The sequence below is a fragment of the Woodsholea maritima DSM 17123 genome (genome assembly GCF_000382325.1).
Taxonomy (GTDB): domain Bacteria; phylum Pseudomonadota; class Alphaproteobacteria; order Caulobacterales; family Maricaulaceae; genus Woodsholea; species Woodsholea maritima.
Genome location: NZ_KB908063.1, coordinates 1 through 26,987, shown reverse-complemented (window position 1 = coordinate 26,987; position 26,987 = coordinate 1). Strand labels below are relative to the sequence as shown.

The 26,987-nt window shown below is 55.9% G+C and carries 22 protein-coding genes and 1 tRNA gene; 15 read left to right on the top strand and 8 right to left on the bottom strand.

Annotated elements, in window-relative coordinates; all coding sequences use genetic code 11:
- The 5 genes from fliF to H151_RS0113825 form a co-directional block, all read right to left on the bottom strand.
- Positions 1-1,635: a flagellar basal-body MS-ring/collar protein FliF gene (gene fliF, locus H151_RS0113845; protein WP_019962267.1), complete on the bottom strand. Its 1,635-nt coding sequence runs from the start codon at positions 1,633-1,635 to the stop codon at positions 1-3.
- Positions 1,636-1,789: 154 nt separating this feature from the next.
- A complete protein-coding gene (sciP, locus tag H151_RS0113840) occupies positions 1,790-2,068 on the bottom strand; it encodes a CtrA inhibitor SciP (RefSeq protein ID WP_019962266.1) in 279 nt (92 codons plus the stop codon).
- Between the two features lie 181 nt (positions 2,069-2,249).
- The gene (locus H151_RS0113835; protein ID WP_019962265.1) at positions 2,250-3,653 is read right to left on the bottom strand and encodes a flagellar hook protein FlgE; all 1,404 of its coding nucleotides are present in this window, start codon (positions 3,651-3,653) and stop codon (positions 2,250-2,252) included.
- An 87-nt stretch (positions 3,654-3,740) separates the two neighbouring features.
- Positions 3,741-4,424 carry a flagellar hook assembly protein FlgD gene (locus H151_RS16565; protein ID WP_019962264.1) on the bottom strand — a complete coding sequence of 228 codons (684 nt, stop codon included), beginning with the start codon at positions 4,422-4,424 and terminating at the stop codon, positions 3,741-3,743.
- Positions 4,425-4,439: 15 nt separating this feature from the next.
- A complete protein-coding gene (locus H151_RS0113825) occupies positions 4,440-6,656 on the bottom strand; it encodes a flagellar hook-length control protein FliK (RefSeq protein ID WP_019962263.1) in 2,217 nt (738 codons plus the stop codon).
- Between the two features lie 415 nt (positions 6,657-7,071).
- On the opposite strand from H151_RS0113825, the gene flgK reads away from it, so the two are divergent.
- The 3 genes from flgK to mnmA all read left to right on the top strand — a co-directional run bounded on the left by flgK (position 7,072) and on the right by mnmA (position 11,478).
- Positions 7,072-9,195, top strand: coding sequence for a flagellar hook-associated protein FlgK (gene flgK / locus H151_RS0113815; RefSeq protein WP_019962261.1), 2,124 nt, complete (start codon positions 7,072-7,074; stop codon positions 9,193-9,195).
- A gap of 14 nt (positions 9,196-9,209) precedes the next feature.
- Positions 9,210-10,118: a flagellin gene (locus H151_RS0113810; RefSeq protein WP_019962260.1), complete on the top strand. Its 909-nt coding sequence runs from the start codon at positions 9,210-9,212 to the stop codon at positions 10,116-10,118.
- A 112-nt stretch (positions 10,119-10,230) separates the two neighbouring features.
- Positions 10,231-11,478 carry a tRNA 2-thiouridine(34) synthase MnmA gene (gene mnmA, locus H151_RS0113805; protein WP_233354597.1) on the top strand — a complete coding sequence of 416 codons (1,248 nt, stop codon included), beginning with the start codon at positions 10,231-10,233 and terminating at the stop codon, positions 11,476-11,478.
- 17 nt (positions 11,479-11,495) lie between these two features.
- On the opposite strand, the gene H151_RS0113800 is transcribed toward mnmA, so the two are convergent.
- Positions 11,496-11,795 carry a hypothetical protein gene (locus H151_RS0113800; protein WP_019962258.1) on the bottom strand — a complete coding sequence of 100 codons (300 nt, stop codon included), beginning with the start codon at positions 11,793-11,795 and terminating at the stop codon, positions 11,496-11,498.
- Between the two features lie 144 nt (positions 11,796-11,939).
- Positions 11,940-12,308: a CPBP family glutamic-type intramembrane protease gene (locus H151_RS17700; protein WP_169336762.1), complete on the bottom strand. Its 369-nt coding sequence runs from the start codon at positions 12,306-12,308 to the stop codon at positions 11,940-11,942.
- A 208-nt stretch (positions 12,309-12,516) separates the two neighbouring features.
- On the opposite strand from H151_RS17700, the gene H151_RS0113790 reads away from it, so the two are divergent.
- The 10 genes from H151_RS0113790 (at position 12,517) to H151_RS0113745 (ending at position 23,495) form a co-directional block, all read left to right on the top strand.
- Positions 12,517-13,704, top strand: a complete 1,188-nt coding sequence (locus tag H151_RS0113790; protein WP_019962256.1) for a thiolase family protein — start codon at positions 12,517-12,519, stop codon at positions 13,702-13,704.
- Between the two features lie 331 nt (positions 13,705-14,035).
- Positions 14,036-15,265, top strand: coding sequence for a thiamine pyrophosphate-dependent enzyme (locus H151_RS0113785; protein ID WP_019962255.1), 1,230 nt, complete (start codon positions 14,036-14,038; stop codon positions 15,263-15,265).
- Between the two features lie 2 nt (positions 15,266-15,267).
- Entirely contained in the window at positions 15,268-16,281 is a 1,014-nt protein-coding gene (locus H151_RS0113780; protein WP_019962254.1) for an alpha-ketoacid dehydrogenase subunit beta, read from the top strand.
- A 2-nt stretch (positions 16,282-16,283) separates the two neighbouring features.
- Positions 16,284-17,594: a dihydrolipoamide acetyltransferase family protein gene (locus tag H151_RS0113775; protein WP_019962253.1), complete on the top strand. Its 1,311-nt coding sequence runs from the start codon at positions 16,284-16,286 to the stop codon at positions 17,592-17,594.
- Positions 17,595-17,657: 63 nt separating this feature from the next.
- On the top strand, positions 17,658-19,079 hold the full coding sequence (gene lpdA / locus H151_RS0113770; RefSeq protein WP_019962252.1) for a dihydrolipoyl dehydrogenase: 1,422 nt from the start codon (positions 17,658-17,660) through the stop codon (positions 19,077-19,079).
- A gap of 188 nt (positions 19,080-19,267) precedes the next feature.
- Entirely contained in the window at positions 19,268-19,609 is a 342-nt protein-coding gene (locus H151_RS0113765; RefSeq protein ID WP_019962251.1) for an energy transducer TonB, read from the top strand.
- Positions 19,610-19,663: 54 nt separating this feature from the next.
- Complete coding sequence (locus H151_RS0113760; RefSeq protein ID WP_019962250.1) at positions 19,664-20,617, top strand: cation diffusion facilitator family transporter; 954 nt, start codon at positions 19,664-19,666, stop codon at positions 20,615-20,617.
- 157 nt (positions 20,618-20,774) lie between these two features.
- Complete coding sequence (locus H151_RS0113755) at positions 20,775-21,107, top strand: energy transducer TonB (RefSeq protein ID WP_019962249.1); 333 nt, start codon at positions 20,775-20,777, stop codon at positions 21,105-21,107.
- Positions 21,108-21,187: 80 nt separating this feature from the next.
- Positions 21,188-23,227, top strand: a complete 2,040-nt coding sequence (locus tag H151_RS0113750; RefSeq protein ID WP_040759754.1) for a methyl-accepting chemotaxis protein — start codon at positions 21,188-21,190, stop codon at positions 23,225-23,227.
- Positions 23,228-23,418: 191 nt separating this feature from the next.
- Positions 23,419-23,495 (top strand) — tRNA-Met (locus H151_RS0113745).
- Positions 23,496-23,555: 60 nt separating this feature from the next.
- Here H151_RS0113745 and H151_RS17220 read toward each other — a convergent pair.
- Positions 23,556-25,055, bottom strand: coding sequence for a pentapeptide repeat-containing protein (locus H151_RS17220; RefSeq protein ID WP_233354595.1), 1,500 nt, complete (start codon positions 25,053-25,055; stop codon positions 23,556-23,558).
- 111 nt (positions 25,056-25,166) lie between these two features.
- Here H151_RS17220 and H151_RS17620 point away from each other — a divergent pair, with 111 nt between their 5' ends.
- On the top strand, positions 25,167-25,409 hold the full coding sequence (locus H151_RS17620) for a hypothetical protein (RefSeq protein WP_156823521.1): 243 nt from the start codon (positions 25,167-25,169) through the stop codon (positions 25,407-25,409).
- A gap of 410 nt (positions 25,410-25,819) precedes the next feature.
- Positions 25,820-26,311 carry a winged helix-turn-helix transcriptional regulator gene (locus H151_RS0113730; protein ID WP_019962245.1) on the top strand — a complete coding sequence of 164 codons (492 nt, stop codon included), beginning with the start codon at positions 25,820-25,822 and terminating at the stop codon, positions 26,309-26,311.
- Positions 26,312-26,987: the final 676 nt, after the last annotated feature.

Here is a 26,987-nt window from a genome sequence, read left to right as displayed (position 1 = left end):
TTAGCTCTCATTCAACCAGGATCTGAGGATATTCATGGATTCCTCAGGGTGTTGTTCGACTAGCTGAGCGACCTTTTTGACCGAGGACGCCTTCACCTGACCATCGATATGCTCGATATCAATGGTCTCGCCTTCATCATCATCTTCAGGAAGTGTGGCCCCATCCGCAGCCGGTAATCCGGTCCGCTCCGCCGTCCCGTCGCCCAGTGCGCCCGCTGAGCCTCCTGCACCGGCAAGGGCCAGCTGACTTGGCTCAATCACTGTTTTAACCAGGGGGCGCACCACCATAAAAACAATAATTAAGGCTGTGATGAATAAAACCGCAATTTCCCCGATCCGCATCAGATCGCCGCGCGCCAGAGAGAAGGCAGAGCTGGCCGGTGTGCCCAAGCTGAGATCAGGGCGCGAGAACTGCATATTGGTCACTTCCAGCGTATCGCCGCGCTCCTCACTAAAGCCCATAGCAGAGCTGACAAGCTGGCGAATTTGCGCCATTTCAGCGTCCGTGCGCGGTTGCCAGTTGAGGGTGCCATCCTCATTCAGGCTGGTGATGCCATCAACAACCACCGCCACTGACAGGCGCTGTAGACCGCCGGCCTCCATAATCCGGGTGCGATCGGTGCGCGAGATTTCAAAGTTGCGCGTGGTGCGCTCCTCTTGGGATTGCGAGCGTTGGGTGGGCCCGCTATCGCCTGCACCTTGGGCGGTTTCCTGAGGCAGGTTTTCACTGACCGAAACTCCGCCATCTTGGTTGTTTTGATCGCTGGAGGTGATGTCTGAGGAGACTTCAGAGCGCAAAACCCGTCCATCGGGGTCATAGATCTGACTGGTTTCACTTAAACTTTGTCGGTCGAGCTGGGCGGTAACCACCACACGCACCCCGCCTGCGCCCACCACGCCGGACACGACATCGCGGATTTTCTCACGCAAATCAGATTCAAAGCTTTCGCGGCGATCTTCTAAGGCGGCGGCGCTGGCACTTTCGCCTTCACCTGATGGGCTGGCCAATAGGCGCCCTTGATCATCGGCGACCGTAATGCGCCCTGGTGATAGACCTGTAACGGCGGTTGAGATCAGATTTCGGATCGTATCGACCTGGCTTTGCGTCACCCGGCCTTGCGTGGTGATGACAACCGAGGCGCTGGGGTCTTCCTGGTCTTGTGAAAACAGGCGACGTTCGGGCAGCACCAAATGCACCCGCGAGGCGCTGACGGTATTGATGGTATTGATCGAACGCGCCAGCTCGCCTTCCAAGGCCCGCTTGGCATTGACGTTTTGGACAAAAGCGGTGGTGCCCAACGCATCACTTTCGTCAAAGATCTCATAGCCGACCGAGCCAAATCCTAAAGCCCCTTGAGAGGCCACCCTTAAGCGGGCCTCATCGACCTGGGAGGCGGGGACATAAACCGCTGATCCGCCTTCGGCAAGGGTGTAGGAAATACTGGCCTGATCCAGGCGCTGGGTCACGGTTGCGGCATCGGCGGGTTGCAAGCCAGAAAACAGCAACGCCTCCCCACCCCCATTCATTTTGGAGGTGAAAATCACCAGTGCGGCTGCGGCCCCCGCCGTCAGACCAAAAATGGCGATCAGTCGGCCGATGCCGAATTTCGTCAATTGTTCTAAAAATGCATTCACGGAAACAGTCCACCCAAACGAATCAATTCGCTCTCAAAGCATTAGTGCTAGGCAGAATTTTCCCACTTGTCCCGTAAACGTCTCATTAATGTGTGAATAGAAAAAGGCGATCCGCTTCCGGATCGCCTTTTACTCATCCCTCTATGGGGAGGGATTACTGTGCTTGACGGTAATCTTGAATGCGTGTGGTGCGTAGGCCTGCAAGGCCGTGGCGGTCGATCGCGCGCTGCCAGCCGAGAAATTCCTCAACCGTCAACCGATAGCGCTCACACGCATCATCCAAACTGATCAAACCTCCGCGCACGGCGGCTACGACTTCAGCTTTGCGCCGAATGACCCAGCGTTTCGTGTTCGGAGACGGTAGATCGGCCACCGTCAGGGGCGACCCATCCGGTCCGATCACATAATTTTCCTTTTTAAACCGACGTTCCATCCGACCCAGTCCTTATCTTACGCAGCACTTTTGTGTGCCGTCATGAAGAGGACTATACGCGAAGGCTTTTAACACCGCCCTAAGCGCTTCGGTAAATATCAGGTAAATCAAGCGTTTAGAAAAAATTTAACCCCAGGGTAGATGGCCCTGGGGTTAAAGTGTAGTAAATTGCGAATTTACTCTATCGTTTCAACTGGATCGCCTCGGCCAGCATCTCATCGGCGGTGGTGATAATACGCGATGCGGCGGAGTAGGCGCGTTGGGTGATGATGAGATTTGAAAATTCTGTCGCAATATCGACGTTAGAATTTTCCAGCGTTTGGGCCGACACACTGCCTGAAGACCCAGAGCCAGGTACGTTCAGGGTAAAGGCACCGGATTCAGGGGTTACAGCGAAGGAGCCTGCGCCAACGGACGCCATGCCGTCTGGATTGACGACAGAGGCCAAGGGAACTTGATAGATCTGGCGGACCACACCGTTACTGAAGCGGGCGGAGACGAAACCATCAGAGCTGACTTCAACGCCTTCAAAGGAGCCAAAGACGGCACCATTGATAATGGTCGAGCCGATATTGGTTGGACTATTATACTGGGTAATCCCGCCTGGTGCGCCGGCTGCACCCAAATCAAGAGAGACCGTTTGTGAGCCAATCCCTGTCGCGGGTGCCCATTGGACTTGGTTTGCCCCCAAAGGCCCGGCAAAGTCTGAACCCTGAATGGTGAAGGAGTTCGGTAAAGTGGTGTTCGTGGTATCGATCTGACCATTGGTGTCAAAGGCGATTGTTCCGGTCGCGATTTGACCATCGACAAGATTTGCCCCGGTTACAGCATCTGTTGCGGGCGTGATGTGAAGCTCTGCATACCATTGGTTGGCGGTCGCGCTTTTTAAAAGCGACAGGTTCACCGTGCGAACGCCGCCTTGGGTGTCATAAACTTCCAACGGGACAACAATATCAGGCGCAACATTGCCTGAGGCCATGTTGAGAGCGCTGTTTGTCGGGTCATAGGTGGCAGGCGCGCCGGTCGCTGCAGCCGATATGGTTGTGCCAGATGATAGGTTTGCGTTCACGCGCACCCGCGATGTCGCTTCAGCAGCGCCGCCAATGTTGGACAGGTTGACCGCTTCTAGCAAGCTGACATTGGAAGGGTTTACCGGAACTGATCCATCGGAAGAAACCGGCCAGCCATAGAGATACATGCCGGCATTGTTTTTAAGATAACCAGAATTATCCGTTTCAAAGGAGCCAGCACGGGTGAAATAGACCGCATCAGCAACCCCGGCAGACGCGTTTGGGCGGACAACAAAGAAGCCTTTTCCGCGAACGGCCAAATCTGTGGCGGAGTTGGCGGGGTTTAACAGCCCTTCGGTGCTGATATCCAAAGACGATAGCGAAGATACACCACCGGCTGCATAGCGCGCATCGCCTGCGCCCTTGGTGGTTTCATAATTGGCCGAAAAGGTCGTGGCCACACGCTTATAGCCGACCGTATTGACATTGGCGATGTTATCAGAGATCGCGGCCAATGCGAATGAGTTGGCAAGTAGTCCAGATGCACCTGCGGCAAGGGCTGAGTTAATACTCATAAGTGGCTCCAGTTGTAAACACCATCGGAGCTTTCTGCTTTTTTTGTCACTTGATTGAATTTTTCAATCAAATGGGGCTATTGCCCGTTATGAATTCGTATTCGTGGTTGAGCTTTTAATGCCAACAACCAAGCCCAGAGGAATTTTAGTTTCACCGATTTCTACATAAACTTGTGAACCAGAAAGATCCACGCCGGTGACGACCCCCTCTGTACGCGTGTCAGTTTCGATTGCGTTACCTTCAGCATCCTTCGAAACAATTTCTATTCTGTAAACACCTTCAGGTAAACGCTGACCTTTTTCGTTTTTTCCATCCCAGGTGAAGTCGTGTGCGCCGGCCCCGGTCTGCGCGTCGTACTCATTCACCAAGCGGTCTTTGTCATCATAGACTTTGACAGTGGTTTCATCGGCCTCACGCGCTAGGTTATATGTCCAGGTCAGATCGCCGTCCTCGCCCAAGGAAAGTTTGTCGTTGAGGACAATCGCCTTTTGGCCCATGAAGCCCACGGCATTCATCTGCAAGCTGGTGGATTGCAGCTGTAGGAGGCTATCCATGCTTTCTTTCAGCGCGATTTGTTGCTCCACCCCGGTGAAGGCGGTCAATTGGCTGACAAATTCCTGAGAATCTTGCGGGTCCAGCGGATCCTGGTTGGCGAGCTGGGTCGTCAACAGGGTTAGGAAGGTTTCGTAATTGTCCGCCAATCCGACGCGGGCTTTGGATTGTTGGCTGGCTTGAGCTTGTGCATTTTGCGTTCCGGCGACTTCGGGCATTTTGACCTCTTAGCGCTAAGCTTGGACATTGAGGCTTTGGCGCGCTGAAAGCGCAAAGCCATATAAAGAGACGGATGCGGGGCGTGTGGCGAGGTTGAGATCCTCGTCCAGCGGATTATGGAAAAATACGGTTTGGCGCGGGCCAAAGCCCGAGTTTTCAGATGAATTTTGCTCGCCACCTTGATGATGAGGCGTATTCAGTTCAAAGCTGAGATCGCCGTTTTGTACGTCAAGCCCGGCGTCTTGCAGCGCTTTTTCCAGATCCCGTGCGGAGCGTTGCAGCTCGCTCAACGCTTCAGGGCGTTCGGCTGACAAGATGGCTTTGATGCGATCGTTCGGGCCAAGCTCTAATTTCACCGACACCTTGCCCAGCTCTGGCGGGTCAAGGCGAATATCAAAGGTCTTGCTGCCCTCATTGAATTTTTTGGCGATATGCGCGGCCATGCCATGGGCGGCAGCCGGCGCGAAGCGCCCCGCTTGCGTATGGGCTTGCGCGCGATCCTGGCCTGCACGTTCATTACCGGTGGTGCCCTCAATGCGGCTATCGCCTGTGAGGGACGCATCGCCCCCATCAAGAGGGGCGCTCGCCTGTGGATCGCTCAATACGGAAGGTTGAGTATGCGTTGGTGCGCTGGCTTGTGCCCCAATACCGGCCTTGGCGTGCAGGTTTTCAAGGGGTGTGTCGCGGCGCAGCTCAGCGGGGGCCTCTGGATTGGCCTCAACACTCAGATTGTTTGGTGTGGCCGGTGTGGATTGCGCTAGAGTGTGATGGGTTTGGTGCGTTACGCCGCTTTCTGACTTAGCGCCTTTTTCGATATGGGCTTTGGCCTTGTCTTCATAAGCGTCGAGCAAGCGTTCACGCCGTGGGGCGCTGCGTTCAGTCTCTCCGTCTGAGGAGGGCTCTTCCACCGGGGTGTTTTCGTTTTTCTGCGCCTTTGGCTTGTCTTGGGACGCGAGCGCTTGGGCTTGGGCCTGAGGGGCCTGGCTATTCTCACTTTGCGCGTTGGCGGCGGCTGAACGCGGATCCTGTGCCGTCTCAGGGGACTGTTCAACGCTTGGGGTTTTAACCGACGCGTCCACGATTTCAGAGGTGGGGAGCGTTTTAGCCTCGGTATGAGCCTTAACTTTAGGGCCTGCTTCAGCCTTAACCTCTGTTCGCGCAGATGCCGGGGTCTTCGCTTCAGATGAGGGGGCAGCGGCGTGCGCGCTATCCTGGGCGACACCTTGAGGGGCGCGCGTTGATGAAGCCTCCGGCGTCGAGGTGTTTTCAGTTTCTTGCGCGGCTTGATCGGGTGTCGGCGCTAGGCTTGCAGGCGCTTTGACAGCTTCAGCGTTTGGCTCTGAGGGGCTGGGCTGGGGCGGCTCGTTACGAGGCGCAGTGTCTACGCGTTCTTGGGGGATAGGGCGCGCTTCACTTTGAGCATGTCGGGGAGCTTGTTGTGCGTCAGGTGTCGGGGTATCGGCCTCTTGTGAAGGTGTGGCGCTGGAAGGAATGCGCGGGGTGCTCTCAGTCGCCTGCACGGAGCTTGGCGTAGGGGCGGCATTTGGCGTCGTGGGGGCATTCTCAGCTTTGGGCGCTGCGACCTGTTTTTGTGCTGCGCTATCTGGCTGAGCCTGAGGAGGGGCGTCTTGAGCACGAGAAGGGGCTGAGGCGGGCTGGGTTGGTGCAGCTTGGTTTTGGTCTGGGCGCGATGTTGCGTTTGTGCCGCTCTGCGCAGAGATGTTCGCAGGGGCGGGCCCGCCTTTGGCTTTAGGCGTGCGTGCGACGGGGGCCTCTGGCGTAGCTTCAGGCTCGACTTGAGGCGCGGCCTCAACTGCGCGGGCACCAGCGCTTTGTGCCTGCGCATTCGCGGTATCGGTTTCACGGGCCTGTGCGCCAGTTTGCAGGGCCAATAAATCTTCAGGGCTCATGCCAGGTATAGGCGCGCTTTGAGCGTGAGTGTTGGGCTGCGGGCCAGGGTGAGCCCCATCTTGGGCCTGCGCGTCTTGATCGCGCACGTGTGTATCTTCGCCATGATCACTGTTGTCGCGTGAAGGCCTGCTCGGACGCTCATTACGGCCTGCATCGCGCGTGTCTTGCGGGGCAGGACGCGCCTCATCGCGGCTTGATGCGTCTTCACGCATCATGCGCTCGAAAGTCTCATCTTTCGGAGCACGCGCGGGCATGGCGGCCTCACGAGCCGGTGCACTATTGCCCGCAGGCAAGGGTGCAGGTGAAACAGGCGCAAACATAGCAGTCCCCAGTCATCCATGGCGCGGTATTTCTCGCGCTTTTTAATGGAGCTGCGTTTTGCAGCCACGTTAGCGAGGGTATGGCTGCAAGGGGTGGGCCATATTTACGTATCGTTAGTAATTATTATAAAACAATAGCTTACGAGGAGTTTTTAACGCTTCTTTTACGTCACTGGGCAAAAGCCGCCGGGAAGACTTTGCCAGGCTTTTACTTGGCCCAAGCTTTGCGCCTTGTGATCCTAGCAAAGGCTCGAATAGTAGGAGCTGCAGGACGCGAATGTCCAATAAGGATAATTAATATAATGGGTTACCTGGTCTTCCATCTTGAATGCGCCGCTGGGCAGGAGCTGCCGGGTTCGGCAATTTCTACCCTTAAGTGGGCAAGAGATGAAGGGCGCGGGGTGGAGGATCTGCCATGTCGATGATGGGCGTTATTTCCAATGCACTCTCGGGGCTGAATGCCAGCCAGATTGGCTTGCGCACGACCTCTAACAATATCTCGAATGTTAACACGCCTGGCTATGCGCGCACCCAAGTCGTTCAGGTGCCGCGCGTCAGTGCCGGCCAAGGCATGGGCGTGGAAGTGGTCGGGGTGCGCCGGATTGCCGATGCTTTCCTGACGGCCGCATCTCTGCGTGCGCGTGGGGATGCTTCGGCGGCCCAGGCTAAATCCGATGCTTTGGATCGTATTCAATCGCAATTTGGCTCGACCAGTGATCAGGGTAGCGTATTTGGTAAGTTAAATTCGGCCTTTAGTGCCTTTGCTGCGGCGGCGTCCAATCCCTCGACCACTGTTTCACGCTTGACCGCGGTCTCGGATCTCGAAAGCTATTTCGATGAGGCCGCGCGGCTGTCCGAAGAAATTCGTTTAATGCGGGCCGAGGTCGATGACCGGATAGGAAACCGTGTCCGGCGCGGCAATGAAATTCTAGGTGAATTGCAAGCCCTGAATGCTCAAGCCCAAACTTTTGCGGCGGGTTCTGATTTATCGGGCATGCAAAACCAGCGCTCGCAATTGATGGACGAGCTGGCCACGATCATGGATGTGCGCGGGGATCTGCAACCCGATGGGCGCGTGTTTGTGCGTACCGGTAATGGTCAGCTCCTTTTGGGTAATACCATTGCGCTTCTTGATTATGTGCCCTCGGGAACGGGGACTTATGGTATTGATTATGGGGGGGTCAGCGCCTCTTATGGCAATAGCGGCGTTCCTGTTGATATCACCCATAATATTCATGGCGGTGAAATTCGCGGCCTGATCGAGGCACGTGATGTGGATCTGCCTGCGATGGCGGCAGAATTGGCTGAATATACCTCGGGCGTGGCAGATGCGTTAAACGCGGCCCACAACCAGACCTCAGCCTATCCCCCGTTAAACACTTTGACAGGGCGTCAGACGGGGTTATTGCCCGCCGATATTGTTCAGGGTTCGGGCCAATCGACCTTGGCGATCGTTGATAAAGACGGCACTTTGATCGACACGATTGATCTGCAGTTTAACGCGGGTGGGTTTACCGTGAACGGGGCCCCAGGGGGCACGGTCAATGGTTTGGTGGCGGGCCTCAACACCGCTTTGGGTGCGAACGGCACGGCCAGCTTCACCAATGGGCGTTTGACGATTTCTGCGACTAATCCCGATCATGGCATTTCTTTTATTGATGATGCGGCAAATCCGTCATCACTGGGCGGGCGCGGCTTTTCGCACTTCTTTGGCCTTAATGACATGGTCACCACGCCATACCCCAGCTTCTACAATACCATGCAGACCAATGGCGCGGATCATGGCTTTAATCCCGGTGGCACGCTGAAGTTTAAAATCAGCCACCCCGATGGCCGTGTGGTTCAGGAAATTACCAATGCCCCTGCGGGCCTGACCTTTGGCACTATGCTGTCTGGCATCAATAACGCCTCCGCCGGGATCGGGACCTATGCGCAATATAGCCTGGACGCCAGCGGCGCTTTGGTGCTGACGCCTCAGCCGGGCTATGAAAATTATACGGTCGAGATTGTAGAGGACACCACCCAGCGCGGTGCGACCGGCATTTCCTTCAGTCAGTTATTCGGGGCCAGTGATGGCGCGAAATTCTCGCGTACGGAAAGCTTTCACGTGCGTTCAGATTTGCTGAGCGATGGTAGCCGGGTCGGCATGGCGCAATTGGATTTGAGCGGGCCTGCCGTGCCCGGTGATACGGTCTTGACCGAGGGCGATGCGCGCGGCGGTCAACTATTGTATAATGTGCTCAATAAGAAATACAGCTTCTCTGCGGCCGGAGGATTGGCATCCGGCGCGGCCAGCTTGCAAGATTATGGTGCACGCGTTGCCGGAGATATCGGCGCGCGTTCGGCGCGCGCAGCGCGTGAATATGACAGCGCCCAATCTGTGCAAACCGTGGCCGATCAAAAGCGCAGCGATGTCGAAGGCGTCAATATGGACGAAGAGCTGGCCAATCTGACTATTTATCAATCGTCATACAATGCGGCTGCACGCTTGTTGCAAGCGGCCAATGAGATGACGGAAACCCTGCTCAATCTGGTTTAAGGGCGGTCTAAGCGATGCGTGTTGCCTCTAATGCAGTGATCCAAGCCTCGGTCGATAATCTGATGCGCTCGCAAAAGGCGCTCTATGATGCGAATTTTCAGATCAATACCGAGCTGAAAGCGCCCGATCTGAAAGGCTATGGCCTGGATGCGGAATTGATCCTGGCGGGTAAGGGCGCGATTTCTCAGTCTAAAACCTATATCGCGGCAGGTAAAATGGCGCAAAATCGTATGGACGTTCAGGATTTGGCGCTGAAAGAGCTGTCCAATCAGGCCACAGAGCTGCGCAAAGCTCTGACCACCGATGATGGCGACTTCATCATGACCAAGATGCAGGAAATCTTCGAAGCCGCACAGGATATTTTAAATACCTCGCATAAGGGCGAATATATCTTCGGTGGCACGCGCACTGATACCAAGCCCTTTGTGGCCGATACAATTGCCGACCTTCAAGCTGCCGCGACGATTGATGACACCTTCGTCAACAATAACCGCAAGCCCACCGCGACCATCAATAAGAACCGCACCATTGAAGTGGGCGAGCTGGCCAATGAGCTGGGCCGCGATTTGATGGGCGTGATTGAACGGGTGGCGGATTTTAACGCTAGCGCGGCAGGCCCGTTTGCGGGTGAGATTACGCCCGCCCAGCTGACTTTCATCCAGACCGAAATACAAAACGCAATCGGGGCCTTTGATCAGATCAATACGCTTCAGGCCCGCGCCGGATCGACCAATAAGCTGGTCGATAATACCATAGATGCGCAGATCAAACAGCGTGATCTGTTAACGATCATGGTCCATGATACCGAAGGGGTGGATCCAGCTGAAACCGCAACCCGGTTTCAACAGGCCAAGGCGGCCCTGGATGTTTCGGCGCGCACCTTTGCCACCTTGTCTCAGGTATCCCTGCTTCAGTTTATCTAGGCGCTTTTTAAGTCTCTCAGCGGCTTTGGCTGGAAAACCGGCCGGTTTTGCGCTATAGGTGCGCACTTTGTAACCGGTTGCTGCGGGCCTTGACCCCGCAGGAGGCGAGGATATGGCGACTTTATTCAAGACTACCCCGGTAAGCCCGGGGGCTGGGGCCATGGCTCTACCCGGTGCGCCCGGTGTGGAGAAGGCCGACTGGGCGCGCGTTGATGCGCTGCTGGAACAATATGGTTTAACCGGTGAGTTTCTGGGCCTGGGCGGTGCGCCGGGTGATCACCGCGTGGTGGCCGCCATGTCGGGCGGGGTGGATTCCTCGGTCTGTGCCGCGGTTTTACACCGCGCGGGCTATGACGTCGTGGGCGTCACCTTGCAGCTTTATGATCATGGCGAAGCGATCAAGCGCAAAGGGGCCTGCTGCGCAGGACAAGATATTTATGACGCGCGCAAAGTCTCAGAAAGCCTGGGCTTTCCCCATTATGTCCTCGATTATGAAAGCCGCTTCAAAGATGCGGTAATGGATGAATTCGCCGATACCTATCTGGCCGGGGCGACGCCCATTCCCTGCGTGCGCTGTAATCAGAAAGTGAAATTTGCCGACCTGCTGGCGACGGCCCAGCAATTGGGCGCGCGCGCCATGGCGACGGGCCATTATATCCAGCGCACCATGGGCGGAAACCGCGCTGAGCTGCGCCGGGCCAAGGATGCGGGCAAGGATCAATCCTATTTCTTGTTCGCCACGACCCAGGATCAGTTGGACTTTCTGCGCTTTCCCTTGGGTAAGCTCGATAAAGATCAAACGCGTGAGCTGGCGGCCGCTTTTGGCTTGATTGTCGCGGCCAAACCCGACAGCCAGGATATCTGTTTCGTGCCCGATGGCGATTATGCCAGCGTGGTGGAAAAACTACGTCCCGGCAGCGTGAAGCCGGGTGACATCGTCCATGTCGATGGCCGGGTTCTGGGCCAGCATGAGGGCGTTATTCACTACACGGTGGGTCAACGGCGCGGTCTGGGCGTCGCGACGGGTGAGCCGCTTTATGTCGTCAAGCTGGATGCGCAAAAGGCTCAAGTCATTGTGGGCGCGCGCGAAGATTTGAATGTCGCGCGTATTGAACTGCACGATGTCAACTGGATCGGTGAGGGTGATTTAGACGACCAGGACGGCCTAGCCCTGTTGGTCAAAGTTCGCTCTACGCGTCCACCCGCCCCGGCTAGTCTGGAGATTGTCGAAGGTAAAGTCTTCATCGTTCTGGATCAGGGCGAACAGGGCGTCGCCCCCGGTCAGGCTTGCGTCTTTTATGAAGCCCCAGATGCGGACCGCGTTCTGGGCGGCGGCTGGATCAAAGCCACGCAGAATTAAGCGAAGGGGGGCGGCGGCTAGGGTCGTAAAACCCGCCATAAACTGCCCCCTAAGGCGACAATCACCAAGGTCGCCAGGCCCCCCCATTGGGTCAGCGCCGTTTTGACGTCCACGCTGGTGGGAATGAGTTGGACCAGCATGATGGCAATCAGAATGAAGGCGGGGATCAACAGGCCCAGCGTTAAAGCCATGATTACACCGCTTAAAATGGGATGACCGCGCGATTTTTTCCGCGTGTTGGTGGGGAGGGGGCAAAAGGCACCGACCGGCATCACGCCTGCCAACGCGTTTTGCGATTTTGATTTTTGTTCGGTCATCGGAGTGTCCCCTAATCCGAGAGCGAGGCTTAACAAGTGCGCGTTTTGCGTGCAATCGTTCTGTGATTCGATTGACACGGCGGGGCGAGGTTTAGAGCCTGGAAGATGAACGCGATGTGAGCGCGGTCATGCCGCTTTAAAATTTTAAGCGCTAAGCGCCTTCCAGCCGATCACCACCACGCCATGCAAAATGACGCCGGGCCATAATGAGCCGGTTTTATGGGTCAAGATCGTTGTGGTCAGACCTAATAGTCCGGCAATCATCAAGAAAGCGGGCTCCAGGAATACACTTTGCGCGCTAGGAAGCCCGAGCCAAATCTGGACCGGATGCCAGAGTATAAACGCCAGAAGGCTGAGGCCAGATAGCGCCCAAGCCTTTGACGTGCCGCCAAAAAGTCGCTTCGGCTGGAGGAGGCCGCGAAACACGATTTCTTCGCCCAGGCTGGGGATTACAAAATAAAGCGGGCTGAGCAGCCAAAACGTCCATTCGCGCTTCAAATAGGATGTGTGCATGTGCAGCGATGACGGGTGTGCCCCAAAAATGATGAGGGCTAGAATAAAAAAGAAAACCCCATATATCAAAAGGGTGATAAGCCAGTTTTGAGGTGTGGGCGCGGTGGTTAGCCGCTTCGCAAGTGCGGCGAAAATACTTGACGACATAGCCCCCGCCTCTTCAAAGATACGCACAGCCAGAGAACAATAAGTCCCTGAGGAGACGACTATGAGCGCAGAAGATCCAATTGTCATTGTCGGTATGGCCCGCACCCCAATGGGGGGATTGCTGGGTGAATTGGCCCCCTTGTCCGCCAATGAATTAGGCGCAGAAGCCATTAAAGCGGCGATGGCTGAGGCCGGTGTCGGCGGGGACGATGTCGATACGATTTATATGGGCAATGTCTTGGGTGCCGGTCAGGGCCAGGCCCCTGCGCGCCAGGCTGCGATCAAGGGCGGTCTTCCCAAATCGGTTGAGGCAACGACCCTTAATAAAATGTGTGGCTCTGGCATGCAGGCCGCCATTATGGGCCGTAATGCTTTATTGGCCGGTGAAGCCAATGTCATCGTGGCGGGCGGTATGGAATCCATGACCAATGCCCCGCACATGCTGCCCAATCATCGGAGTGGCTTCAAATATGGCCATGACATCATTCAAGACCATATGGCCCTGGATGGCTTGGAAGATGCCTATGAGAAAAAGGCGATGGGCGTCTTCGCCGATATGATCGCTGCTGAGCATCAATTCACCCGCGAAGATCAAGATGCCTATGCGTTGGAAACCTTGGCCCGTGCGCAACGCGCTTCGGCGGAAGGCGATTTCAAGCGTGAAATCACGCCTGTGACCATTTCTACGCGTAAGGGCGATGTCACCGTGGATAGCGATGAGCTGCCGCGTAATGCCCGCCCTGAAAAAATTCCAAGCTTGCGTCCAGCCTTCAATAAAGATGGTACGGTGACGGCGGCCAATGCGTCGGCCATTTCTGATGGGGCTGCGGCTTTGGTCATGATGCGCCTGTCAGAAGCCCAGCGTCGCGGTTTGAACCCGATTGGTAAAATCGTCGCTACGGCGGCTCACGCGCATGAACCCGCCTACTTCACCACCGCGCCGGTACCGGCAATGCGTAAAGTGTTGGAAAAAGCCGGTTGGACCACGACCGATGTCGATCTGTGGGAAATCAACGAAGCCTTTGCCGTTGTGCCGATGGTGGCCATTAAAGAAATGGGCCTGTCGCACGAGAACATCAACGTCAATGGCGGTGCCTGTGCGCTGGGCCACCCCATCGGGGCCTCGGGTGCGCGCATCCTGGTGACTTTGTTGGCGGCGCTTGAAAAGCGTGGGTTGAGCCGTGGTGTCGCGTCTTTGTGCATCGGCGGGGGTGAAGCCACAGCCATTGCGGTAGAGCGCTTCAACTAAGCATAGGTCCTATGTTTGAAAAAAGCCGTCCTCCCGCCGGGAGGGCGGCTTTTTCGTGCCAGAGGGGCAAGGTGTCTGGACGCTTTGAGGGCGCATATTGTATATCTTCAGTGCTAGCTGTTTCTTTCATCGTTTGTTGGACTTGGCAGATTCCTAAGTTTCATGCGGGACTGTGCGTGTGCAGCAAATTAGCACTGTCTTTAAGGCCCTTTTTTGCCTGTGGACAAAAGGGATCAGGCCCGCTAGTCCGCGATCGAAAAGTGCTGCGTCACATCCTCCCCACTCAGCCAGTGGTGATGCAGTGATAACAGGGGATGAAATGGGATACCCAATGAGCACACAACAATCGCGTTTCCATGTACCCGCTCCGCCTTTCCGTCCTGGCGATGAGCCTGACTTCTCCAATCTTGACCTGCAAAAGGCCGGCGAGGCCAAACGCCCCGATCCCTTGATTGAGGGCTTTGAGACCCGCGATCTGGCGCTGGGCCTGATCGGGGTTTTGGACCATAACCACCAAGCGGTGGGGGAGTGGGATCCAAAGCTGAGCCCGGAAGCCATGCGCGAGGGCCTCTCGCACATGGTACTGACGCGCATCTTTGATGATCGCATGCTGAAGCTGCAGCGTCAGGGCAAGATGAGCTTCTATATGAAGTCGCTGGGGGAAGAGGCGATCTCGGTCGCTGCCGCCATGGCGCTGCGTGATAGCGACATGCTCTTTCCGTCCTATCGCCAGCAAGGCTTGTTGATTGCGCGCGGTCGCCATCTGGTCGACATGATGTGCCATTGTATTTCCAACAGCCGTGATAACCTGAAAGGCCGCCAGCTGCCGGTGCACTATGCCTGGAAAGAGGGCAATTTCTTCACCATCTCGGGCAATCTGGGCACGCAATTCCCGCAAGCTGTCGGCTGGGCGATGGGCGCAGCGATGAAGGGCGAAGATCAAGTGACCGCCTCGTGGATCGGCGATGGCACCACGGCTGAGGGTGACTTCCACAATGGTCTGATGCTGGCTTCAACCTATCGCGCGCCGGTGATCTTCAATGTGGTCAATAACCAATGGGCCATTTCGATGTATCAGGGCATTTCCAAAGGCGAAGCGCCGACCTTCGCGGCCAAGGGCCTGGGCTATGGCCTGGCGTCCTTGCGCGTGGATGGCAATGACTTCCTGGCGGTGCATGGCGCGACCCAATGGGCCGCTGAGCGGGCGCGTAAGGGCGGCGGGGCCACGGTGATGGAGCTTTATACCTATCGCGCCGATGCGCACTCCACCTCGGATGATCCCACGAAATACCGTCCGAAAACCGAAGGTCAGATCTGGCCGCTGGGCGATCCGATTGAGCGCTTGAAGCAGCACCTCATCGGTCTGGGCGAATGGGATGAGAAGCGTCATCAGGCGCTGGAGACCGAGATGACCGCGCTGGTGACCAAGGCCTATAAAGAGGCTGAAAGCTATGGCACCTTGCATGATGGTCCTTTGGCCCCGACTCATTCAATGTTTGAGGATGTCTTCGCAGAGCCCGATTGGCGCCTGCGTCGTCAACGCCAGGATCTGGGGGTTTAATTATGCCAACTAAAAATATGATCCAGGCCCTGAACTCTGCCATGGACGTCGTGCTGGACCGCGATGATGATGTGGTGATCTTTGGGGAAGATGCAGGCTATTTCGGCGGCGTCTTTGGGGCCACGCAAGGGCTGCAAAAGAAATATGGCCTTGATCGCGTTTTCGATGCGCCGATCAATGAAGCCGCGATTGTCGCCATGGCCATCGGGATGTCGGCCAAGGGCCTGCGCCCGGTCGCAGAGATCCAGTTTGCTGATTATATCTTTCCGGGCTTTGACCAGGTGGTTTCTGAGCTGTCGCGCATTCGCTATCGCTCTGCCGGTCAGTTCACCACACCCGTCACCATCCGCACCCCGTGCGGCGGGGGTATTCGCGGCGGGCAAACCCACTCGATGAGCCCTGAGGCTTTCTTCACCCATATTCCGGGCGTGAAGGTGGTGATGCCCTCCAATCCTTATGACGCAAAGGGCTTGTTGATCGCCTCGGTTGAGAGCGATGATCCGGTGATCTTCTTTGAGCCCAAGCGGATTTATAACGGTCCCTTCAATGGTGTGCCTGATGCGCCGCTGACCTCGTGGGCGACCCATCCCAAAGGCGAAGTGCCCGATGAGCATTATACCGTGCCCCTGGGTAAGGCTGAGATCGTGCGGGCGGGCTCTGAACTGACCATCGTGACCTATGGCACTTTGGTGCATGTCGCCCAATCGGCCGCTGAGAAGGCCGGGATTGATGCGGAGATTATCGATCTGCGCACGATCGTGCCTTATGACATGGAAACGATTGCCGCTTCGGTCAATAAAACGGGCCGTGTGATTGTTGCCCATGAAGCCCCGCGTACTTCGGGCTTTGGCGCTGAACTGATCGCGCAGATCCAAGAAGAGTGCTTCTACGCACTCGAGGCCCCCGTGGCACGCATCACCGGTTGGGATACCCCATACCCGCATGCGCATGAATGGGCCTATTTCCCCGGACAGGAACGGTTCATCCGTACGATGAAAACCGTGATGGAGGCATAGATATGTCTGAATATCGCTATAAACTTCCTGATGTCGGCGAAGGCGTGGTCGAGGCCGAGATCGTAGAATGGCACATCAAGGTCGGCGATAAAGTCACCGAAGATCAACACATCCTGGATGTGATGACGGATAAGGCCACGGTTGAAATTCCGTGCGCGGTCAACGGCACCGTCACGCAATTGGTCGGTGAACCCGGCGATGTGATTGCGGTGGGAACCGAGATCTTGTTCATCGCTGTCGACGGCGCGGCACCGGCTGAAGACACGCCTTCAGAGGAAAAGGCTGAGCCTAAGGCAGAGGCGGCAGCCCAAGTCGACGCTCAACCTGAAGCCAAGCCAGAACCCAAAAAAGACGCGCCCAAAGCGGTCCCTGCGCCCGCACCGGCCGCGACCAAGGCCATCACGGCCAGCCCGCGTAAAGAGGGGGAGCGCGTTTTGGCAAGCCCGGCGATCCGTAAACGCGCGCTGGATAATGATATTGATCTGGCCAGCGTGCCGGGCACCGGCCCTGCCGGACGGATCACGCACCGCGATCTGGATGACTTCATCGCCTCTGGCGGGCGCTTGATGGCGGCAATTGCCCATGGCGGCGGGGTTAATCCGCGCGCGCCGCGTACCGGCGTGGAAGAGCAAAAAGTCATTGGACTGCGCCGCAAGATCGCTGAAAATATGGCCCATGCCAAGCGCTCCATTCCCCATATCGCCTATGTCGATGAGATCGACATGACGGCGTTGGAAGATCTGCGCGCGCATATGAATGCCAAGCGCCAGGGCGATCAGGAAAAGTTGACGATCATTCCTTTCCTGGTGATGGCTCTGGTGAAGTCTCTACCTGATACCCCGCAAGCCAATGCCCATTTTGATGGCGAAGCGAGTGTCTTGACCAAGTATGAGGCCATCCATTGTGGTATCGCGGCCGCGACCCCCAATGGCCTGATGGTGCCGGTGATCAAGCATGCGGAAAGTCTGGATGTATGGCAGATCGCAGCGGAGCTGAAGCGTTTGGGCGCGGCGGCCAAAGATGGTAAATGCACCAAGGATGAGTTGACCGGCTCGACCGTGACCATCACCTCGCTGGGTGCGATTGGCGGGATCGCCACGACCCCGGTGATCAATGCGCCGGAAACCGCGATCATTGGCGTCAATAAGATGCAGACCTTGCCACGCTATGACGCAGAAGGCCGCATCGTACCGCGCAAGATCATGAATTTGTCCTCCAGCTTTGATCACCGCATCGTTGATGGCTATGACGCGGCGCTGTTGATCCAGGACATCAAAGCCTATCTGGAAAATCCCGCGACCTTATTCATGTAGGTCGACTTTAAAACCATTATCGGCCCCGGCATCGCCGGGGTCGTCCTCTAAAGAGGGTGCATGATGACGAAAATTCGTGAGTGTGAGGTTCTGGTCGTCGGCGGTGGGCCGGGCGGCTATCCAGCGGCAATCCGTGCGGGCCAATTGGGTCTGGATACGGTGATTGTGGACAAGCACGGCCTGGGCGGGACCTGTTTGAACCGTGGCTGTATCCCCTCCAAAGCCTTCATCCATGCCGCGTCTAAATTTGAAGAGATGAGCCATATCGCGGAGAAGGCGGATATGGGGCTCACCCTGGAGAAGGCCCCGGTTCTGGAAATGGCCGGTCTCGTCAAATGGAAAGACCAGATCGTGGGTAAGCTCACCAAGGGTGTGGGCACGCTTTTGAAAGGCGCAGGCGTTGAGATCGTGGCCGGTTGGGCCCGGTTTGAAGATGCCAAGACCTGCGTCGTGACCTTGGAGGATGGCTCAACCCAAACCATCAAGGCGCAAAACGTAGTTCTGGCCAATGGCTCGGTGGAAACGGAGCTTGCCTTTATGCCGTTTGGTGGGCCGGTGATTGGCTCAACCCAGGCGTTGGAATTGAGCGAAAAGCCCGAAAAGCTGGTCGTTGTTGGCGCGGGCTATATCGGGCTGGAACTGGGCATTGCCTTCCGCAAGCTCGGCTCTGAGGTGACATTCGTAGAGGCGGCAGAACAGATCTTGCCACTTTATGATAAAGACCTCACCCGTCCGGTCACGATGTGGCTGAAGAAGAATAAGGTCGATGTGCATCTGAAGTGCAAGGCCAAAGGTGTCAGCCAGAAGAGCGGTAAGACCTTCTTGGAATTTGAAGATGCCAAGGGCGAGCTACAGCGCTTGGAAGCCGACAAGATCTTGGTCGCCGTGGGTCGCCGCCCGCTGACCGAAGGTTGGGGGCTTGAAAATATGGGCCTCGATATGGATGGCAAATTCGTCAAAGTTGACGAACGCTGTCAAACCCCGATGCGCGGCGTTTATGCCATTGGTGATTTGGTGGGTGAGCCTTTGTTGGCCCATAAAGCCACCGCCCAGGGCGAATTGGTGGCCGAAGTGATTGCCGGTCACAAGCGCGTCTTCGATCCGATGTCGATTGCGGCCGTCTGCTTTACCGAGCCCGAGCTGGTCGGTGTCGGCCTGACCCCGGATCAAGCCAAAGCCAAGGGCCTGGATGTGATTGTGGGTAAATTCCCCTTCGCCGCTTCGGGGCGTGCCCTGGCCATGGAAGGCGGGGCAGATGGCGGCTTCGTGCGCGTCGTGGCGCGCAAAGATGATCATGTCATCGTCGGCATTCATGCGGTTGGCAAGCATGTCAGCGAATTGTCAGGCGAGTTTGCGCTGGCGATTGAGATGGGCGCGCGCCTGGAAGATATTTCCGGCACGATCCACGTCCACCCAACTTTGACCGAAGGCTTTGCAGAATCGGTGCTCGCCTCGCTGGGCCATCCGATTCATATTTCCGCCTAAGTCTGAGTTCTATTGAGACAATTAAAGCGGCGCATCCTGGCCGGGGTGCGCCGTTTTCATGTCTAGGGCTTTGTTAAGCCATGGTGTCCCGCCTTGATACGCAAGCGATTCAGTAATTTTCAAAGTTTCGCTGATAGCGTTCATTCAAAGTGTTGTGTGTCAGATGCTTGGCAGAAAAGGGTGCAGCTATGCTTAGACGCGTTGTTCAAGGGGTCAGCCTCGCAATGGCCAGCTTGGCTGTGGTCTTATTGTCGGTCAGCGCCATGGCGCAGCCCCAGCGCACTCCGGTCGAGATTGTCCCGCCGGAATATCCGCGCGGCGCGGAGCGGCGTAATATTGAAGGCCATGTTGAGATCAGATACTCGATAACCGCTTCGGGTGAGACAACGAACATGGAAGTGACGGCCTCTGAGCCGGCGGGAATTTTTGACCGCGCAGCACTACGTGCGATCGAGCAATGGAAATTTGAACCCGCCGACGCCCAAAGCGATGGGCATGTCCAAGAGCTTAATTTCAGTCTCGGCGGCTAAATCCGCGCACAAGGAAATTGTATATCACGGGCAAATGGGTGCAGATAGGCATCCATGTCCCATGATCACGCTCCATCCTCTTCACATACTCATGCCGATCATCACCATGATCACGCGCATTCCCACGCACACGGCTTGGGCCATCATCACCATCATCATGGGGCCAATGAAACCCGCACCTTATTTGCGGCCTGTTTAACAGGCGGCTTTATGCTGGTTGAGGTGATCGGAGGATTGCTAACCGGATCGCTGGCGCTGTTGGCCGATGCGGCCCATATGCTCACCGATTTTGCAGCACTGCTGCTGGCGTGGCTTGGCTTTCGCTTGGCGCGTCGCCCGGCTGCAGGCCGGCGCACCTATGGCTTTGATCGGCTGCAAATCCTGGCGGCCTTCGCGAATGGTGTCGTTTTAGCGATGATGAGCCTGTGGATCATTATTGAAGCGATTGAGCGTTTAAATACGGGGCCTGAAATTCAAGGTACTCCCATGATGGTCGTGGCGGGGCTTGGCCTGATCGTGAATATTGCGGCCTTTGGTGTTTTACACGGCGCAGACCGTGATAATCTCAATATTCGCGGCGCGCTGGCCCATGTGATAGGCGATCTTTTAGGATCCTTGGCCGCGCTTGTGTCGGCACTCGTTATTATTCTAATAGGCTGGATGGCCATAGATGCGGTCTTGTCTATTCTTATCAGCGTCTTGATTGGGCATTCAGCTTTGGGCTTGATCCGCGATTCAGGGCGAATCTTATTAGAGGAAGCGCCCCCTCATTTGGAGCCTTCAGAGATTCGCGAAGATTTGATTGCACACGTGACAGGCGTAATTGATGCGCATCACATACACGTCTGGTCGATTACGCAAGATCGCCCCATGGCGACTTTACATTTGTGCGTTGCAAAAGATCTGTCACAATTAGAGGTGTTAGAGGCTGCGAAAACGCGTTTATTACAACGCTTTGGCTTGACCCATGTCACAATCCAGATTGAGCACGAAACGTGCTTTAATTGATGCCTTCAATGAAGAAACATCCTTGTTAAGCAGTCTTCAACCTACTCTATGCAATAAGTTTGTCATCGAGTTGGGGGTCAAGATCAAGATAAATCCCGTCTCGAGAAGATGACTGTGAAAACCACAGCAATTAGGTTGGGTGTTAGGGATGACAACAATGAAGAAAATGAAACATGCAGTTGCAGCGTCAGTTATCGCGCTAACCGGTGTATTCGCAGGCCAGGCCGTCGCTCAAGATCGTGAGCTAGTTACGGTTGAGGCTCCAGAATATCCGCGTGGGGCTGAGCGGCGCGAACTCGAAGGTCATGTAACCGTGCGTTACACTGTGACCGCAGATGGAACGGTAGCCAATGTGGAAGTGGTTGAAGCCAATCCAGAAGGTGTATTTGACCGCGCCGTTCTTCGGGCTTTGGAAAGCTGGCGCTATGCGCCTTCAGATGCGTCTACAGATGGGATCGAGCGTACGTTCGACTTCAATCTGGGCGGCTAAAACATAACAAAGGCGGCGCGCCTGGGTCAGGCGCGCCGCTTTTGAGCATATGAACGCGTTAACGTTAATGGGCGGTGACTATGGCGATATCATTCCAATCGGTTCAGGCTCGGCTGCTTGCCGCATTCGGACTTGTGTCCACCATGACCCTGGCAGCTGCGGTTGTCGGGTTTGTTGCGTTCGGGGGAACGCGCTCCGCGCTCGATAACATTACGACGCGCGCGATGCCTTTGAATAAAGCGGCCTCGGAATTGGTGGCGTCTTCTAGTGCCATCACTGGGGAGTTGGCCGCATTTTCTCGTACGTGGGAGCGGATCGACCAAACCGCCTCGCAAGCGCAATTGGCCAATCTACTTGATGATGCCATGGCTTCTGTCGAAGCTCTTCGTGCGGCCGGTTTGGAAACCGCTCGCGTTCAAGAGCTTGAAGCGAATGTGGCCGATTTAAGTGAGCGCGTCAGCGCGGCGGATCGCGCTGTTGGGCAAAAGCTGGATGCGCGCGATCGCCGCGTAGATCATATCCGTAGCGCTTTGGCCGAACGTAGCCAGGCGGCAAGCGGACTTGAAGGCGCGCTCGACGGGGCCGATGATCCGGCCACCTTGGAAACCTTATTGCGCACGATCATGTCGATCAACCTGATCGCGACCCAGTTTGCCGAATTGGAAGGCGCGGATTCGATCGCACGGGTTGATGATATTGAAGAAAATTTCGAACTTGCCTCGGACGAGCTCTACGTAAATGTCGCGATTTTAGGTGATGTTATCGGGGGTGATGTGCGCGATACTGTGAACTCCATTCTCGATCGGGCTTCGGGTAATAATAGCGTCTTTGCCGCGCGCCGTGCTGAGATCACAGCCACAGACGCCACGGCACTGGCGGTTGAAGACGCGCGTTTTGCCCACGCTGCCTTAGTCCAAGAAGCCACCGAAGTTAAAAACCTGGCCGCAAGCCTTGAAGAGGTGGCATCTGGTCGGGCAGGGGCCGCAATCGTTTCAGGCCAGGTTCTACTGGCCATTATTTCAATTGCGTCTTTGATCATCTCAGCGGGTGTGGCCTACTTCTATGTCAGCCAACACCTCTTGAAGCGCTTGCAACGCATGTCCAGCGTGATGCGCGCTATGGCTGATGGCGATAACAGCCGCGAAATTAAAGACAATGGTAAGGACGAGCTGGGCGAAATGGCACAGGCCCTGACCGTGTTCCGTAATAACGCTCTGGAGCGCGCACGCTTGGAAGCCGAAACTCAAGAAGAGCGGATCGCGCGTGAACACCGCGCCAAACGCGTTGAAGACTTGATCGTTGAGTTCGAAAACGTATCGCGGCGCGCATTGGATGCGGTCGGCTCTGCCGCCAATCAGATGGAAGAAGCCGCAGACGCGCTCAATCAAAGCTCTTCAACCGCGACCGCGCGTACACAAGATGTGAACAGTGCTTCGGAAGTGTCTTCGCAAAACGTCGAAACCGTCGCCGCTGCGGCCGAGGAAATGACCTCAACCATTGGTGAGATCGCTCAACAGGTCGGTCGCTCTAGTGACATTGCCCGCAATGCGGCAGACCGGGTTGAGCAAGCCAATGCCGATGTGACCTTGTTGAGCGAAGCCGCGGGCCGCATTGATGGCATCGTGCGCCTGATCAATGATATTGCCGAGCAGACCAATCTCCTCGCGCTGAACGCCACGATTGAGGCCGCCCGCGCCGGGGAAGCCGGTAAGGGCTTTGCGGTCGTTGCCAGCGAAGTGAAGGCCTTGGCCTCGCAGACCGGTAAAGCGACGGGCTCAATTTCCGAGCAGATCTCCGGCATTCAAGAAGCGACCGGCAAGGCGGTAAACGCCATCCACTCAATCGGTCAGGTGATTGCGGAGATGAATGAAATCTCCACCACCATCGCCGCAGCGATGGAAGAACAACGCGCCGCCGCCGGGGAGATCACCCGCTCTGCGCAAGAAGCGGCAGGCGGCTCACGCCGGGTGGTCAATGCGATCCGCGAAGTGGACCGTGCGGCCTCAGAAACCGGCCAGTGTGCGATGCAGGTCAATGAAGCCTCAGGCTCACTGAATACCGAAGCCGATGGGCTTCGCGCGGCGGTTTCGCGCTTCCTCGAAGGGGTGCGCGCGGCCTAAGATAAAGTGCAGCGCGCGGCTTGCACCGTGCGCAGACACAGCGTATATACCCGCCTCTCGACGGCGTTGGATCACCGTCCAACGCCGTTTTGACTTCTTTACGGGGCATGGTGGGTTTGACAAAAACTCCTGTCCGCCCCGACCTTTTTCAAAAAGGTCAAACGGACGAAGCGTCATTATGATGACCCTGTGGCGGGGTAGCTCAGGTGGTTAGAGCAGCGGAATCATAATCCGCGTGTCGGGGGTTCAAGTCCCTCTCCCGCTACCAAATCCTTCTTATTCTTCTAAAGTTGAAGGCTTCGCGCTTGTTGTGACCGGCTTAGCTTCGCTAGCCCGCCTTAAAGAATTTGAGCAGGATATCGCGCAGTTGTTCAAACACATGGATGAGGTGTGGCCAGGCTGTTTCGGTCGTCAAAGCACTGCCGAGCACTCCTGATGTGACACCAACGGCGACATTGCGCAGAAATGTCATCGTAAAGCCGGCCATCGCGCGCAAAGCGCGTTTCCAGCGCCCTTTGGAGACCGCGCTGCTGCGGGTCTCATGCGGATCAGCGAGTGGGATCTCCTCGCGTTGGAGGGTTTCGGCTTGGTGGATGACAAAGCTTTGTGTGTCGGCGGTAAAATAGTTGTTGATGATGGTTTTTGCCGATCCATTGACGAGGCTTTGCAGTGTATCTTTTAGGTCCGGGATGTCATCTTCGTTCTCGGGCGTGAGCTCAATCTCGGGCGCTTGCGTAGGCTGCTCTAGGTGAGAGGGCGCGAGCGCGAGCGGGATGGGTTTTATATGCGGAGCAAGCTCGAGTATGCGCTTGCGTATACGTTCTGCCCTTGCATCGAATTTATACCAGTCGGCGTGTTCGTCCAGGCTTAAGTCAAACGTGATTTCTGCGCAGAGGTCTTCCCACTTGTACCAATTAAGGTCACGGGCCTTTGATAGAGCGGCGCATGCATCAATGGAGTTCAATATGTTTATAGGGGCCTGCGGAGGCTTATCATTCCAAGCTGTTTTGAATCTCGTACAGGCGTCGTGAATAGCGTCAAAGAGATGGTCCCGATCTTCGGGATAGGTGACAGCCGGGTGGCCGTCTGGCGGTGTGGAGACAATGTCAATTTTGCCATCGCGGAGGACGGCAGCCACCGGTCCCGTCTCGGCCAGGCGCTGGGCGAGGGGCGTTGGGCGGTCTGGTGATTGAGGCGCTTCGCCGGTCTGTATATCCTGCCGCGGATCTGGGCCTTCCCCAAAATTGGGCCAATGCAGGGGGTAATCTAACCCTATAGGCAGGATGACCCCGGTATCGCCATCCATGCTGTCGACTTGTTCTTGTGTGAGATGAAGTGATTTAAAAAGGTCGGTTCGTAAAACGGTCTTTTCATAGGTGTTCTCGACCGTTCGAATATTTGCCCCTTGAAGTTTTGTCCCTCTAAGGTTTGCCTCTGTAAGGTTTGTTCCTCGAAGGCTTGCTCCTTGCAGGTTTGCCTCTGTAAGGTTTGTCCCTCTAAGGCTTGCTCCTTGCAGGTTTGCCTCAAATAGGTTCGCGCCAAATAGGTCTGCTCCTTGAAGATATGCCGTTTCCAGGTCTGCCCTTTCAAGCTTTGCTCCTTGCAGGTTTGCAGCCTTAAGTCGTGCCTGTCTAAGGTATGCCCCAACGAGGCTTGCCTCTTGAAGTATTGCCTCGTTAAAATTTACACTAAATAGGTGTGTGCCAATTAGGTCTAGCCTATTAAGATTTGCCCTAGAGAGGTCCGGCGTAAAAGGTTCACGTTCTCGCCGTGCATTCCAAGCCTCTACGCCTTCTTGTAACCATGCGAGATGTTCGGGATTGGCCATGGGCGAGCGATCCATGCTTGCTTAAAAAATCACGGTGGGGTCGCGATTGCAGACAAATGTTAGTCTTATAGGCGAATTCGATAGATTTAAAGTATAAGTGTGGCGTCGGCTATGCGTGTTTTACGTGTGTCTGAGGGCCGGGCTATCAAAGGCTTTACGCCTCAAGACATCAAACGGTTTGGCGGATGCCTGATGGCTGGGGTCGAGATTTTGAATATGTCGGTGTGTTGTCGGGCCGGGGAGGGGCGTGCACCCTTCTGGGTGTTTGATCGCAACAACAAAGGCTCGATCAGAGATAATCCCATATCACGGCTTGGCGCAGGCAGGCTTGTAAGGATTGGGTCTGAGGATTGAGCGCGCTTAAGCTTTCCACTTGATGGTGCCTTTTATCACTGTGATAGGGGGGCATGGCCGCGGCTAGGGCGGCGATCAGGGTCAGCGCTTTGGGAAGAATAATACCATTAGGCAAAATATTAGTACGGACCTTTAGAGTCGTGAGCTGGGCTTTGCAAGCACGCGGCAATGCTGAGGGGGATAAGCTTCATCAATGAAGCTATTTTGTCATTGTTTTTAATGCATTGCCCGCGTTGTGAATGCGTTTAAATGGATATCCTTTGGCGCGTCGCAGATGAGCGCCGGTTTCTAGGCTTGACTTATCGCGCGTCGCACCGGCTCAATGGTATCTTAAAGACAGAAGACCAATGAAATAAAAGGCAAGGAGAGGCGGAGCGCGCAAGCGCACATAACCGCCCCCAGGAGGCAAAATGTCGAAGGTCGCGGAGTTTTCCCCCGATCATCATGAGCAGATTCGTCGGCGCTCACCCTTGGCGCTGGATGAATGCGGGTTGAGTTTGGTCAGTGAGGTCGTCGGGGACCGCTGGACCTTATTGATTTTACGCGAAGCCCTTTATGGCGTGCAGCGTTTTGAGGATATTGTCGCGGATTTGGGCGCGTCCCGCTCGGTTCTGACCCAGCGGCTGAATACGATGGTCGAGCAGGGGATTTTGAAAAAAGTGCCCTATCGTGAGGATGGTTCGCGCACGCGCTTTGCCTATCGCCTGACCGAGGTGGGGCTTGATCTGGCCTTGCCGCTTTTTGTGTTGGCCGATTGGGGCAATCGCCATCTGCTTAAAACCGATGAACCTCCGGTCTGGATGCAGGATCGCGAAACCGGGGAGCGTTTGGGGCTCGCCTTTATCGATCAAGACGGTCGCCGTGTGCCAGCGGACCGGGTTAAATTGATGATGCGCACATAAGGGGTGAGACATTTTGCTCCCTGTTTACAGGATCCACGCGGCCCCGGACTTGATCCGGGGTCCATTCCGGATGGGTTGAGCTTGGTTCGGAATGACCAGAACAATCGTCAAGTTTACGGCATGGATGCCAGATCAAGTCTGGCATGAAAAAATCAAAATCTGTCATCCCGGCCTTGAGCCGGGATCTATTGAGCGTGATGGCTATGTTTATAGATCCCGGATCTCACTATCGTTCGTCCGGGATGACAGTATTTATTGAAAAGCTAAGAGAAAAAATGCCCCCTCCGGCCGTACCGGCCACCTCCCCCGCTTCGCAGGGGAGGATAAATCACCAAGCTGTCACCCCAAACTTGATTTGGGGGCCATACCGAAAGCGTTGAGCAAGGTTTTGATCGGTCAGAATAACGTCAAGCTCACGCCATGGATGCCAGATCAGGTCTGGCATGACATGTTCGAACCCGCAGGGTTCGCAAGGACGACCGTCCGCCCGCAGCGAAACGAGGAAACTTAAAGAAAAAATGTCATCCCGGCCTTTGAGCCGGGATCTATAGACCTAAATGGCCAAGACAATAGATCCCGGATGTGCGCTGACGCTTCTCCGGGATGACAACTCTTTTTTTGCTGTTTTTGCCAAGCGAGGATACTTCACAAGAAGACGCCCCCTCCGGCCGTACCG